Genomic DNA, 231 nt, shown 5'->3' with positions numbered 1-231 from the left:
TCTATGACCTGCTCGCGTTCAATATCACCGACTCCCTCAAGATCATCTCCAGCACGACGATTCCTAATCTGTCCCTGGTGATCTCGAACGACGTAAATAACCAATTGAACAGCTTGCTCCTGCAGGCACCGGACGGCAGATTGCGACTAGCTAATCTGATGCCGGCATTCGAAGGCCATTTTGACCTGGTACTGATTGACACCCAAGGTGCCAGATCGGCCATGTTGGAAA

At 51.1% G+C, this 231-nt stretch carries 1 protein-coding gene; it reads left to right on the top strand.

Going from position 1 to position 231, the window contains the following annotated elements; genetic code table 11:
• A partial coding sequence (locus AAEZ08_RS23540) for a ParA family protein (RefSeq protein WP_500125259.1) occupies positions 1 to 231 on the top strand: 231 nt, incomplete at both ends.

The organism is Pseudomonas sp. E45-MNA-CIBAN-0222 (genome assembly GCF_040310405.1).
In the GTDB taxonomy this organism is placed as follows: Bacteria; Pseudomonadota; Gammaproteobacteria; order Pseudomonadales; family Pseudomonadaceae; genus Stutzerimonas; species Stutzerimonas stutzeri_AC.
The sequence above is the reverse complement of the archived record's forward strand: the minus strand, read 5'-3'. Positions and strand labels throughout refer to the sequence as shown.